This is a genomic window from Chamaesiphon sp. GL140_3_metabinner_50 (assembly GCF_025361915.1).
Classification (GTDB): Bacteria; Cyanobacteriota; Cyanobacteriia; order Cyanobacteriales; family Chamaesiphonaceae; genus Chamaesiphon.
In genome coordinates, this window is the sequence record NZ_JANYJC010000278.1 from 1 (window position 1) to 12,334 (window position 12,334).

The 12,334-nt window shown below is 44.0% G+C and carries 14 protein-coding genes and 1 pseudogene; 8 read left to right on the forward strand and 7 right to left on the reverse strand.

The genetic code is table 11. The features are described 5' to 3' along the window. Together Q0R35_RS13590 and Q0R35_RS13595 are read left to right on the forward strand one after the other, a co-directional pair. Positions 1-261, forward strand: a 261-nt coding sequence (locus Q0R35_RS13590) for a helix-turn-helix domain-containing protein (RefSeq protein ID WP_295619114.1), incomplete at its 5' end; no start/stop codon positions are given. Between the two features lie 20 nt (positions 262-281). Further along, positions 282-758: a hypothetical protein gene (locus tag Q0R35_RS13595; protein WP_295619117.1), complete on the forward strand. Its 477-nt coding sequence runs from the start codon at positions 282-284 to the stop codon at positions 756-758. Positions 759-1,005: 247 nt separating this feature from the next. On the opposite strand, the gene Q0R35_RS13600 is transcribed toward Q0R35_RS13595, so the two are convergent. Continuing rightward, positions 1,006-1,344 (reverse strand): tRNA-binding protein, encoded by a 339-nt coding sequence (locus Q0R35_RS13600; RefSeq protein ID WP_295619120.1) that lies wholly within the window; start codon positions 1,342-1,344, stop codon positions 1,006-1,008. A 217-nt stretch (positions 1,345-1,561) separates the two neighbouring features. Here Q0R35_RS13600 and Q0R35_RS13605 point away from each other — a divergent pair, with 217 nt between their 5' ends. After that, positions 1,562-1,786 (forward strand): NmrA family NAD(P)-binding protein, encoded by a 225-nt coding sequence (locus tag Q0R35_RS13605; protein WP_295619123.1) that lies wholly within the window; start codon positions 1,562-1,564, stop codon positions 1,784-1,786. Positions 1,787-1,986: 200 nt separating this feature from the next. Here the strand turns inward: Q0R35_RS13605 and Q0R35_RS13610 are convergent. Beyond that, a pseudogene (locus tag Q0R35_RS13610) lies at positions 1,987-2,614 on the reverse strand (transposase domain-containing protein); the annotation flags it as partial. Positions 2,615-2,769: 155 nt separating this feature from the next. On the opposite strand from Q0R35_RS13610, the gene Q0R35_RS13620 reads away from it, so the two are divergent. Beyond that, positions 2,770-3,162 carry a response regulator gene (locus tag Q0R35_RS13620; RefSeq protein ID WP_295619152.1) on the forward strand — a complete coding sequence of 131 codons (393 nt, stop codon included), beginning with the start codon at positions 2,770-2,772 and terminating at the stop codon, positions 3,160-3,162. A gap of 78 nt (positions 3,163-3,240) precedes the next feature. On the opposite strand, the gene prfC is transcribed toward Q0R35_RS13620, so the two are convergent. After that, on the reverse strand, positions 3,241-4,878 hold the full coding sequence (prfC, locus tag Q0R35_RS13625; RefSeq protein WP_295619127.1) for a peptide chain release factor 3: 1,638 nt from the start codon (positions 4,876-4,878) through the stop codon (positions 3,241-3,243). Between the two features lie 169 nt (positions 4,879-5,047). On the opposite strand from prfC, the gene Q0R35_RS13630 reads away from it, so the two are divergent. After that, a complete protein-coding gene (locus tag Q0R35_RS13630) occupies positions 5,048-6,007 on the forward strand; it encodes a PIN domain-containing protein (protein ID WP_295619130.1) in 960 nt (319 codons plus the stop codon). 7 nt (positions 6,008-6,014) lie between these two features. Here the strand turns inward: Q0R35_RS13630 and Q0R35_RS13635 are convergent, their stop codons facing one another. Beyond that, a complete protein-coding gene (locus Q0R35_RS13635) occupies positions 6,015-6,680 on the reverse strand; it encodes a LuxR C-terminal-related transcriptional regulator (RefSeq protein ID WP_295619133.1) in 666 nt (221 codons plus the stop codon). 276 nt (positions 6,681-6,956) lie between these two features. Further along, entirely contained in the window at positions 6,957-8,477 is a 1,521-nt protein-coding gene (locus Q0R35_RS13640) for a phosphomannomutase/phosphoglucomutase (RefSeq protein WP_295619155.1), read from the reverse strand. A gap of 103 nt (positions 8,478-8,580) precedes the next feature. Between Q0R35_RS13640 and Q0R35_RS13645 the strand changes: the two genes are divergently transcribed. Further along, positions 8,581-9,897 carry a hypothetical protein gene (locus Q0R35_RS13645; protein ID WP_295619136.1) on the forward strand — a complete coding sequence of 439 codons (1,317 nt, stop codon included), beginning with the start codon at positions 8,581-8,583 and terminating at the stop codon, positions 9,895-9,897. A 191-nt stretch (positions 9,898-10,088) separates the two neighbouring features. Continuing rightward, positions 10,089-10,946, forward strand: coding sequence for a DUF72 domain-containing protein (locus tag Q0R35_RS13650; RefSeq protein ID WP_295619139.1), 858 nt, complete (start codon positions 10,089-10,091; stop codon positions 10,944-10,946). 16 nt (positions 10,947-10,962) lie between these two features. Here Q0R35_RS13650 and Q0R35_RS13655 read toward each other — a convergent pair whose 3' ends face one another. Together Q0R35_RS13655 and Q0R35_RS13660 are read right to left on the reverse strand one after the other, a co-directional pair. Next, positions 10,963-11,277 (reverse strand): XRE family transcriptional regulator, encoded by a 315-nt coding sequence (locus Q0R35_RS13655; protein WP_295619142.1) that lies wholly within the window; start codon positions 11,275-11,277, stop codon positions 10,963-10,965. A gap of 21 nt (positions 11,278-11,298) precedes the next feature. Next, on the reverse strand, positions 11,299-11,655 hold the full coding sequence (locus Q0R35_RS13660; protein WP_295619145.1) for a type II toxin-antitoxin system RelE/ParE family toxin: 357 nt from the start codon (positions 11,653-11,655) through the stop codon (positions 11,299-11,301). Between the two features lie 193 nt (positions 11,656-11,848). Here Q0R35_RS13660 and Q0R35_RS13665 point away from each other — a divergent pair. Further along, on the forward strand, positions 11,849-12,334 hold a 486-nt coding region (locus Q0R35_RS13665), incomplete at its 3' end, for a class I tRNA ligase family protein (RefSeq protein WP_295619148.1).

Below are 12,334 nucleotides of genomic sequence, written 5' to 3' on the forward strand. Positions count from 1 at the left end.
CAGCTTGCGAACTTGAGTCCATTTCATCTCAATCGCTCGTTTAGCAAAACCTTTGGAATGCCGCCACATGCTTATCAGATTCAAATGCGAATTTTACAGGCAAAACGGCTACTTAGAAAAGAGCATTCGATTGAAAGTGTCGCTATTAAAACTGGATTTATCAGTCAAAGTCACTTTGGTTCCCACTTCAAGAGGATTGTTTGCGTTACGCCGAAGCAATACATCCAAGACAGCAAGAACGTGATAAGTTTCGAGCCTTAGATATGGAGCGGGTACACGGGATGGCTCCCCCCGCACTGGTATTTGAAGGTGGGCGGCGCGTATGGCTGTCTGGCGACGATGCAAAGGGCAAGTTTGAATCAGTCGATGGTCGCTCGCTCGATGCCACCGCATTTTCCACGTTTGATACCGCGAGCCTCCATGCCGCTACTGGGGCACCGGATATCCGCTTTGACCTGATGAATGGTGAATCCTCCAGCCACCGCCGAGGTGGTGAGGTGGCGACCGAGATCGTCGTCGAGATCGAGGGCGAAGCCGATGGTCGAATGAAGCGTTCGCGACGGGTGTTGGAGTTCAAGTATGGTACAGCCTCACTCACGGGTCTGAGCATTGTTCTTTGTCTCGCGTCGGTACTGGGACTGGGCGAGCGCGATCCTGCCCGCCCTAAGCTCTACCTACCCGAACTACTCTCGGATAGCAAATGGTTCCTGGATGAACTCCGCAGTGCGGGTGCGACTATCTCCGAAGACTCTAAGTAAGATCTTCGATCGGATGGCCTGCGCTCGACTTATAGATGCAAAAGCAGACGTGGGTTGCCGTCGATATTTTATTTAATAATGCGGGGAAATTCCCCGTCACCCCATAACGTCGATGGTGGAAATAATTTCATCTAGTATAGGAGAAAACCATGTTTCTGATGGTGCCGTTGGCGTAGCCTCTCGGAACGAGAATCGCCAAGTTCAATTGTAGCCCTCGGTGCATATCAGTAAAAAAATAGCAGTTCATTTAAAGGAGTTTTGTGCCAACAGGAACAGGTTTATCAGGCACACACAGCGCGACTTCTCCGCTCTCGTTATGAAACCCAGTAACCAGACACTCAGACATGAAGGAACCGATCTGCTTTTTGGGAAAGTTGACCACAGCAACTACCAACTTGTCGATCAGCTCTTGAGGTTGATAAAGGTTTGTTATTTGTGCGGAGGACTTTTTGATTCCGATCTCCTCGCCGAAGTCAATCAGCAACTTGTAGGCAGGTTTGCGGGCTTCAGGAAATGGCTCGGCGTTTATAATGCGGCCAACGCGAAGCTCAATCTTAGTAAAGTCATCCCAATCGATCTCGGCCAATGTACATTTCTCCTTATTTTCCAAGCTAACTAGTTACTATGCAGAAACTTTCCGTCTCGTTGGCGGTAGATAGGTTTCAGGTATTGTTCATATTATAAACATGGCGTTGCTGATTTAAGGTATAGTTTCATATTTTCGCAATCTCTTCTCTCCGTTCTCTGCTCCCATCTCCTCCTTTCCCCTCTGGCTCTCCATACAGCGATCCAGTAACACCACTATGAAAGTATTAATGATAGGAGCGACCGGAAAATATGCCAGTCATGTCATACCGGAACTCAAGCAACGAGGTGTGACCATTCGCGCCTTAGTACGACAAGATAAGTTAGATACAGCATGTAGACTACCGCGACGTGGCAGAAGTAGCAGCGATTATCGTTCCGATAGGCTTCGCCAACGCACTGACGAGCGACAGGTTGGATTATGGCACGTTCGAGTTATGTGACGCTGGGATGGTCGATCGTGTGGAACTAGCAGGGCTGATGAGCGAAGCACTTGACAGCCCGATCGTTGTCTCAGCTTGCAAATTTAAGTCTATTTCATCTCAATCGTTGGCATAGCCTACCGGAGGTAATCGTTTAGTAAAACCTTTGGAATGCCGCCACACGCTTATCAAATTCAAATGCGAATTTTACAGGCAAAACTAACTTCACGAGGATTAAGAGAACGAATTAATGTTTTACGCCCTAATAAATGCACTTTGAGTTCATCAATCGTGTTTTCTACTTCCCAGCGTTTGTGATATTCCATTGCGAGTACTAAAGCGGGGAAAGCAACACTATCTATCAAACTGGTAATTAGGCGATATACTAGTTGCCAATGGACGCACTACTAAATGAAATAATCGACACATTACTTGTGCCCCGATTCTTTGTCTAGCCTCAGTAATGGATGATTTACATGGTACTTGCCAATACAATCCAACTTTGATCCAAGACTCGCTTAAGCGGAAAGTGCGGTCTTGGGGCGCGAGCTTTGTGGGGGAAGCTTCCCCCACAAACGTCGCTTGTTTCCCCAAGTAGAGCACCTTTCCAAGACAACCATCAACTAAATTTTTCAGTACTCCTCTCATTGATGTTTTTGACCACAAACTCATCCCAATGATTAAACAGACCACCAGATGTGAGGGTCAAGCTCGTTTTCGCTCTTCAGTTGCGTTTGTGTCCTTGAGTGCCTGTTCGATCGCTGGCACTGGAATGGCCGTTTCCAAGGCTTTTAGGATTGTACCTGGTTCAATCGTCGGTACAAATAAGGATAGTTCTTTGAGTTGCATCGATAGCCCTTCTCCTGCTGATGGCAACACCCATTTTACCTACTTTCAGCCCTTAACCGAACCGTATTGCGACCCGATCGGACGATCGCCTGAACCGATCGATTTTTGAATTCGCCAACAGTATCCGTATCCTGTAGCTATCCCAAAATGGCAAAATTGGTGTACAACTCGCGCAGGAACATCATCCCGATCTAATTATTTGCGATGTGATGATGCCAGAACTCGATGGCTATGATGTGCTAATCGCACTCCGCCAAGATCCTAGTACCATCAAAATTCCATTTATCTTTCTGTCGGCTAAAGCCGCTAAAGATGATTTTCGCAAAGGAATGTCGCTCGGAGCCGATGACTATCTCACCAAACCATTTACGCCCAGAGATCTGCGTGAAGCGATCTCCATTCGGCTTGAAAAACAGACCATGATGATGGCTAGATACGCGCAAGAACTCGAACTAGCGATGGGATCTTTACCTACAGATCGAGAATCAACAGTTTGGGACTACTTTTGCTCTGACAGAGAGTGTTCCGGGCATAGACGATCGCGATAAACAACGATCGGCTTGCCGAACACGAGTAAGTATAAAAATAACCTCGCAGCTAGTTGATGCCAAAGGAATATCTATATTTTAAATAGATGAAGATCCGATCGTAATGGGTGCGATCGCACTTAATTTCAAGCTGGGATGATCTTCTAATAACTGATTGACATTCCATTCATTCTTGAATAACAATACCGGACGATTCCAGAGATCTTTGATGACTAAAGTATTAAATAATCGCCCGACTTTATCGAGCGCATCCCAACCATTCAATACCCAGCGCGCGACTGAATAACCCAGTGGTTCTAATGTCGTTTCCACGCCATATTCATTCTTCATCCGAAACTGCACCACTTCAAATTGCAGTTGTCCTACTGCTGCTAAAATTGGGTCGCGTTTGGCTTCATCTGCTGAATACATGATCTGCACTGCACCCTCTTCTTGCAGCTCTTTGACCCCTTTTTGAAATTGTTTAAATTTAGAGGGGTTGGGATTGCGGAGAAAGGCAAATAATTCGGGTGAAAAGCAGGGAATACCTTCATATTCGAGCTTTTTCATGCCTGTATAAATTGTATCGCCGATCGCGAATACGCCAGGATTATTTAGACCAATCACATCGCCGGGATATGCTTCTTCGATCGATTCCCGATCTTGGGCGAATAGTTTCTGCGGACGGGATAGTCGGACGGTTTTGCCAGTGCGGGCGTGGCTGACGGTCATATCTTTTTCAAATTTACCAGTACAGACCCGAATAAACGCCACGCGATCGCGATGTTTTGGATCCATATTAGCTTGTAATTTGAATACAAAGCCAGAGAATTCGGGATAGCTGGGATCGATCGATCCGATATTAGAATTGCGATTTCCCGGCTTGAGGGCGTATTCTAAGAAATAGTGTAAAAATAGCTCGACCCCAAAATTGGTCATCGCACTTCCGAAGAATACCGGAGTCATATAACCCGCATGAATCAACTCCAAATCTAAATCTGAAGCTACCCCATCGAGCAGTTCTAAATCGCTGTGCAGTTGCTCGAATAATTCTTTGTCTAATATTTGTTTGAGGCGCGGATCGTGGAGATCCATCACCGTATCGGTCGCTTCCTTCTTGCCATGCGCCGTTCGCTCGAATAAATGAACTTTGCGCTGATGACGATCGAACACGCCTTTAAACCGATCTCCGGTACCGATCGGCCAATTAACGGCATAGGTTTGTAAGCCTAATTCTTGCTCGATCTCATCTAATAATTCTAATGGTTCGCGTCCGGGTCGATCGAGTTTATTCACAAAGGTGAAGATCGGTAACTCCCGCATTTTACACACTTCAAATAACTTGCGCGTTTGCGGCTCCAAACCCTTGGCTGCATCGATGAGCATCACGGCATTATCGGCGGCGGCTAGCGTCCGGTAGGTATCTTCGCTAAAATCTTGGTGTCCGGGTGTATCGAGCAGATTTACCTGAAACCCCTGATACTCAAACTGCAACACCGTCGAGGTAATCGAAATCCCCCGTTGTTTCTCCATTTCCATCCAGTCAGATGTCGCCTTGCGCTGATCGCGTCTGGCTTTGACTGCACCCGCTTCATGAATTGCACCCCCGTACAGCAACAGTTTTTCCGTCAGGGTGGTTTTCCCCGCATCAGGATGCGAAATAATCGCAAAATTGCGCCGATGTTCGACAGCAATTTCGAGTTCGGTTTGAAGCTGGGGTTGGAGTTCGGTAGACATGGGGCGAGGTGAGTCGATCTGGCTTAGTCTTTAAATTATAACTTGGCTGGCTGCGATCGGCTGGTTAGGCTGAAATAAGGTTCTACGAGCTATGTTTAGGGACTGGATCGGGATATTGTTATAATTTAGGTAGATTAATTTTTAACTATCCTCTATCTCCTTATAAGATATGCAGCTTTTCATCGATACTAATATTCTGCTATCTTTTTATGCACTCAATCAAGAAGATCTTGCCGAACTAAATAAACTGATCGATGCGATCGATCGCCAGCAGATTACTTTATTATTAACAGATCAGATCGTCGATGAATTCAATCGCAATCGCGAACAACGCATCGACGGGGCAATTAAATCGCTCCGCAGCCAAACTTTCAATCCGCAATTTCCCCAACTCTGTGAAGACTATCCAGAAATCGAGCTAGTCAGAGAATCGCTCAAACATTACGAACAGGCACATACCACTTTAATTGCCGCGATTTTAGCAGATATTAAAGCTAAAAATCTCAAAGCCGATCGCACTATTCAATCCTTATTTAGCTTGGGTAAAAAGTTATCTAACAGCCAGATGATGCTCGATCGGGCGCGGCTGCGAATGGGGGTTGGCAATCCACCCGGTAAGAATAATTCTTTAGGCGATGCCATTAATTGGGAATGCTTACTCGATGAAGTGCCAGAGGGCGAAGATTTATATTTTATTACTGGCGATAAAGATTATTGTTCGGCACTGAACGATGATAATTTTAGTGACTTCTTACTTAATGAGTGGTACGATAGAAAGCAGACAAAAGTTCGTTTTTACAAGCGACTATCGAGCTTCTGTAAAGAACAGTTCCCTGATATTGCTTTGGCTAGCGTGCGGGATAAAGAGTTTTTGATTCGAGATTTTATCAACAGTCAATCGATCGGTGCTACTCAAATGGCAATCGAAAAACTCAGCTATTATTCAGAATTCAATGCCGCTCAAGTCAATACGATCGTGACAGCGGCAATTGCCAATCGACATATAATTTGGTCGTTAGAAGACGATCGAGTGAGTAGTTTTATGCGATCGGTTGTTACCAACAACCAACAGTATTTAGATCCGGCAAGTCTGAGCAAAATTGAAGATTTACTAAAAGTTGAAAGCTAACGATCGATTAAGATTGCACTGTAGAAAGTTGCGCCACCATTTCAGCACGAGATGATACTTCTAGCTTGCGAAACATCCGCTTTAAAGCTTGCTTGACCGAGTTTTCGGTAATCCACAATTCGGTGCCAATTTGAGCATTCGTATGTCCTAAAGCAACTAATTCGACAATTTGTAATTCGCGCGATGTCAATTGATTGGTTTTTAAAAAGTGAGGCTGAGATCTGACTGTCGCCGCCCAAATCGATAAATGCAAACAGATGCCACTCAGATCGGCTAAATTTTGCGGATCGAAAGCAGACATCGACTTTTCGCGAGTACAACCCACCGCACCTACTAATTTACCACGACAGACGATCGGCCCCGCCATTACATGCCAATGGTCGGCGCGAGGACAAATCGTGCTCCAAATTTTGGGAGATGTCACTAATCCTTCATGTACGGGTGCGTGATGCTCGAAGAGATAACGCGCGACGGGATTATGTTTGACAGATAGGGCGACATTTAAAATCTTTTGAAGATTGGGATTTAAATCTGAAAGCTCGTCGAAGAAAAAAATCCCCGCTCTGGTGGCTGCAAAATGTTCGCCAACTTTGGGTGCGAGTTGCGATCGTAAATATCGTCGATCTTTAACTGTATCGATATCTTCAAATAAAACCTGCAAAGAACTAGTCATACTATTTAAAAGAGTACCCGATCGAGGACTATAACTATGATGGTTCGTGGAATCAGTGGAGTCGATTGCCAAATGTTTAGATCGCGCAAATGAGCTAAGGTGATTTCTGGGAATAATTCCCCCTTAATATTGTCTGAACTTTGATTAACACGATTGAATGATGGACTTTGATTGTCTGATAGCAGCCAATCAAAGTCCATCTATTCATCAGATAAATTATAGTTCAGATGGTATATTCGGACTAATTAAAAAACGTCCTAACGACCTTGGCTATTGCTATAAATCTAACGATTCCTGAGTTTTTAAAAATGCTAACAATCGTTGCTTAATTCGATCGACACCACCAGCTACATTTGATTCGATATTCAATGGCATCACCGGATCGTGAAGAGATAATCGCAGTAAGAACCAACCAGCTTCATTCTCAGATCCGCAAGCAATCCGCACGCCTTCATAATTATTCGGCACGATGTTCCAGTCGGCTTGACTGGCTGCAAATGTTTGCAATCGATCGATGACACTATTGCCATGTGCTTGAAAATCTTCGGTATTAATTTTAATTCTTAATTCTTGACTTTCTACTGGCTCTTGAAGATTGGCAATGAGATCGGTTAATAATTTACCAGCTAATCGCGATTTAGTCAGTTCGATTAATAGTTTGGTAACTAAATAAGCTCCATCGTCGAGAAAGTGATTTTCTTTCATCGCGGCATGTCCAGAGGTTTCGATTGCTACCCACGACTCTTTACCCTCTTTATTTAACCGAATTGACTCATTAATTACATTTTTATAACCGCGTTTGAACCGATGATGAACTCCGCCTAAATCTTGCTCGATAAATTGTGTCAATCCATCCGAAGTAATCGAATCAGTCACAATTGTCGATTGCGGATATGCTTGTAAAACGATCGCACTAATTAAGCCGATTAAACGATTGCGATTGAGTTCTTTACCACTGCTATCTACCGCTGCCGATCGATCGACATCGGTATCGAAAATTATGCCAAAATCTGCTTTGTGTTTGATTACTGCTTGACAAATTGCCGCCATTGCTGCCGGATCTTCGGGGTTGGGAACGTGATTGGGAAAAGTTCCATCGGGATCTAGAAATTGGCTCCCAGTGGTATCTGCACCTAATGGTTGCAATACCCGATCGACATAAAAACCACCCGCACCATTACCCGCATCGACAATAATTTTTAGTCCGGCTAATGGGCACCCGAAATTAGTCGGATGATTGACAGACTGACGAATCTTTTCGACAAATTGGTTGGCATATACCGACATAAAATCGCGATCGGTAACGTTCCCTTTTACTGCTGCCAGCTCGAATTTATTAGTTGCCGCTAATGCTAAAATATCGGTAATATCTTGCTTTTCTAAACCACCTTGCGCGGTAAAAAACTTCAATCCATTCCGATTGAATGGTAAATGACTAGCTGTGAGCATAATCGCACCATCGCACTCAAATCTAGGCGTAATGGTGCTCATAAACATCGCTGGAGTCGAAGCCATTGCAAAATCATTCGCCGCAGAGCCGATGGAAGTAATCCCGTCGAGCGTGGCTTGCATAATTGCTGGCCCAGATAAACGGCTATCGCGCCCTACTGCTACAATTAACTCGGTGCTGGGCTTATTTACCTTGCCACAGAGCCAGGTAGCAAAGGCTTGTCCGAGAATTTTAGCGACTTCCGGGGTAAGATTGACACGTTCGTTTTCGACACCTTCTAGGGCAATCCCGCGAATATCCGAGCCATTTTGCAGCTTCTTCCAGTTAAAATCTCGATCGATCGCCATTTGGAGTAACACCTGCTATTTTTCCATCCGTATAGTCAAAATACTCTAAAATAAGTGAAGTAACCTGCATACTTTATAAAATCTTTTGGTGTTTTCGCCGATCGTGCGTAAGAACTTGTGGTTTGAGAGATTGATGGCGATAATTGCCTCGATCGGGTTAATAGTCGCAATATTTGACTTTACTTATCTGTCTTGGCGTGATTTTTACTTCCGTAATATCCCGGCGATCGTTCGCGCCTACGATCCAGTTAAAGGTGTCGAACCCAATCGCGAAACCGAGCGTTATCTTAACGCCGTCGAACAGCTCAAACTCACGGTAGCACAAACAGGATTAGCCTCAGCTCAAACTCAAAGCTGGCTCCAAGAATTAGATACTCTCAGCGTCAGTCTGATTCAAAATAATCCGTTTCAAATAGCTGGAAAAACAGGCAATCTCGAAAAAATTAAAAATGAAGTTCGCGATCGCGTTCAAAACCCATCGGCTAAAGGTGCATTTCAAACCTTCTGGAGTCAAAAGTATTTAACCACAGCAGGCTGGGATAAAGAAATTCAATTTTACGAGCGCAAAATTAAGCCATTAATTGTCACTAACTATTATCGACGTATAGATGAATCTGGTAATTATATCGATAATTTTTGGCAGATCGATATTATTTTTATCGGCATTTTTACTGGCGAACTAATCGGCAGAATCTTTTATATGCGCCGTCATAATCGGCGACTGAGTTGGCAACAAGCGATCGTCCGCCGCTGGTACGATCTGATTTTAATCTTACCATTTGCTCAACTACTGCGAGTAATTCCAGTCATAATTCGTTGGCATCAAGCCAAACTAATAAATCTCGAATTAGTAAAAACCGAACTAAATCGCTTATTCGTCGGACAAATTGCCACCGAACTCACCGAAACAGTGATTCTTGAAGTATTAGATCAAACACAATCAGCATTAAGAACCGGACAAATCGCTCAAGTTATGCGTGGCTACCTAAATACTCCCCATGTAGATCTCAATAATATTAATGAAGTTGAAGTCTTAATCGAAATAATTTTAGAAATCGTTATCTATCGAGTGATTCCTAAAATTCAACCAGACTTAGAAGCAATATTCAGACACTTATTCCAAAAAGCCTTATTAGAATCTCCCGCTTATCGCAATCTTAAAATGCTCCCAGGCATCGGTGAATTGCCCGCTCAGGCGATCGATCGAGCAGTTAAAGAAATTTCGACATCGATTTATACTGCCCTCACCAAAGTCATGGAAGACCCCGATAGTAGCAAACTCAGTCGTCGCCTCGCCGAAAATCTGACTAAATCGATCGGCGATGAAATGCAACGCGGACAAACGATCGTCAAAATTGAATCTTTACTCTACGATCTAATTGAAGAAATTAAAGTTACGTACGGTAAAAATCAGAATTGAATTGTGTCTGCAACGCCCTTAGTCTATGGCGTAAATCTAGTTACTATTTTCAAGAGACGGGGGGACGGGGGACGGGGGGACTGGGGGAGAAGCGAAGATCTACCCACCCCGCCCTACGGGCACCCCTCCGAGGAGGGGAATTTCCTATTCACTATCCACTATTCCCTATTCCCTATTCCCTATTCCCTATCATGCCTATTTCAATCGGTTGCGCTATTTGGTCTTATCCTGGTTGGATTGGCGAAGTTTATCCACCTAAAACACCAGCCAAGGAATTTTTGCATGTATATAGCAACCATTTCCCCGCCGTCGAAGGTAACACCACCTTTTATGCTATCCCAGATAAAGTAACAATCGATCGATGGAGATCTCAAACTCCGCCAAAATTCAAGTTTTGTCTCAAGTTTCCGCGTGCGATTACTCACAACGGATTACTCGTACCCTACCTAATTCAGGCGCAAACATTTATTACTCAAATGCAAGCATTAGGCAATAAATTAGGAGTAATGTTTATTCAGTTACCACCCAACTATGCACCCAGCGAAGGATTTGCAGATTTAACAGCATTTCTAACTGCGTTATCGCGTCGAGATGTCTCGATCGCCCTCGAAGTTCGGCATCTAGATTGGTTTAATTCGCCGCATCGAGAGCGGTTAAATGAGTTGTTGACTAAATTAGGTATCGGGCGAGTTATTCTCGATTCTAGACCGATTTATGAGGCAGATAAAAGTGGGGAAGTGGCGATCGCCTGTAAAAAACCGCGCGTACCAATTGACTTAACTCTGACAGCACCTTTTAGTTTAATTCGGTATGTTTCTCATCCCGTGCGATCGGCAAATCAAATTTGGTTGGATGGCTGGGCGAAGCAAGTTAAAATCTGGTTGCAGCAGGATACTCAAGTATATATGTTCGTGCATTGTCCGATCGAGGTAAAATCGCCGATTAATGCGCGTTATTTACATGAGGTATTAGGAGCATCGGGTATTTCACTTGCGCCGCTACCACCTCCATTGAGCGATGATTCACCCGTGCAATTAAATTTATTTTAATCTTACCGATCTGGTATTAATTTCCCGATATCGCCGTGGCAATATCTTCACGAGTAGCTCCAAGTGCTAATAAGGATTTAATTAATAGATCGATCGAAACTGACGGATCGCTAGCCTCCATTTTAGCAACTCGCGATTGACTGGAATTAATACTATCTGCTAACTTTTGTTGAGAAAGTTGCTCTTGTTGTCTAAATTTTTTCAGTGACTTACTCAAAGATAATCGAATTTCAATCATTTCCATATCTTCCGGTGAGAGGTCTAAAAATTCAGCAATGGTTACGACTTTACCACCCGCAGCTTCTATTTTTTGTCTTTTTATAGCATCCATAATTTATTACCGCTACATGAACTATTCTTTGTCAAAGAGTCGATCGTATGTTTTGATTCTTTTCTGACAATTATCGATTATCTGTTGAGGAGTTCTTTGGGTTGTCTTTTGAAATACGTCGAAAACAACAATTTCATCCTCATCGATTCGATATATGACTCGCCACTCTTTATTATTCTCGCTATCGCCTACTCTGAGTTCGTGACAGTGCTTACCAATATTAGGCATCGGTCTAGATTCAGGCATTGAGAGCATTTCCCCTTCCTGTAATCTTCTTAGTAGAAAGCCTGTTTCAGATCGTGCTGATTTAGAAAATGGAGGAGTTTTGATTTCGCCAAAAAACAAGACAATTTCTTTACTGTCGTTGGGAACTTCCATATATAAAAATATGTGTTTTGGATGTAAATACCATAAAGATTTAACTCCAATAGTTTCGTGCGTACTAGGGTGCTGATTAGAATACTAATTCTAATATGTCATATTAGACATAATCGTGTCAATTAAGATCCGCATCAATATCCCGACTGTGGCACAATCGTAGATAGAGGCAAATCGACGCATCATCAATCCCATGACAGCCAATCTTCCCCCCCAGTACGACGCAAAGACAACCGAAGCCAAATGGCAGCAGATTTGGGAAACCAACCAAACCTATAAAGTCGATCCGGCTAAAGGTGGGAAACCCTTCTGCATCGTCATTCCGCCGCCAAACGTGACGGGGAGTTTGCACTTAGGACATGCGTTTGAACAATCGCTGATTGATGCGCTGATTCGGTATCATCGGATGTGTGGGGATAATACGCTCTATCTCCCCGGTACGGATCATGCCAGTATTGCGGTACAGACGATTCTAGAGAAGCAGCTCAAGGCTGAAGGTAAGACGCGGTATGATGTCGGACGCGAGAAATTTCTGGAGCGAGCCTGGGAATGGAAGGCAGAATCTGGCGGTAGGATTGTAAATCAGCTCAAGCGGATGGGTGTTTCGGCAGATTGGACGCGGGAACGGTTTACGCTGGATGAGGGGCTGTCTGCGGCGGTATTAGAGGCATTCATCCGG

Bases quoted from the DNA above. Each gene is read 5' to 3' on its own strand.
- Q0R35_RS13595 (WP_295619117.1), top strand. From the start codon at position 282: ATGGCTCCCCCCGCACTGGTATTTGAAGGTGGGCGGCGCGTATGGCTG.
- Q0R35_RS13605 (WP_295619123.1), top strand. From the start codon at position 1,562: ATGAAAGTATTAATGATAGGAGCGACCGGAAAATATGCCAGTCATGTC.
- prfC (WP_295619127.1), bottom strand. From the start codon at position 4,878: ATGTCTACCGAACTCCAACCCCAGCTTCAAACCGAACTCGAAATTGCT.
- Q0R35_RS13630 (WP_295619130.1), top strand. From the start codon at position 5,048: ATGCAGCTTTTCATCGATACTAATATTCTGCTATCTTTTTATGCACTC.
- Q0R35_RS13635 (WP_295619133.1), bottom strand. From the start codon at position 6,680: ATGACTAGTTCTTTGCAGGTTTTATTTGAAGATATCGATACAGTTAAA.
- Q0R35_RS13640 (WP_295619155.1), bottom strand. From the start codon at position 8,477: ATGGCGATCGATCGAGATTTTAACTGGAAGAAGCTGCAAAATGGCTCG.
- Q0R35_RS13650 (WP_295619139.1), top strand. From the start codon at position 10,089: ATGCCTATTTCAATCGGTTGCGCTATTTGGTCTTATCCTGGTTGGATT.
- Q0R35_RS13655 (WP_295619142.1), bottom strand. From the start codon at position 11,277: ATGGATGCTATAAAAAGACAAAAAATAGAAGCTGCGGGTGGTAAAGTC.
- Q0R35_RS13660 (WP_295619145.1), bottom strand. From the start codon at position 11,655: ATGGAAGTTCCCAACGACAGTAAAGAAATTGTCTTGTTTTTTGGCGAA.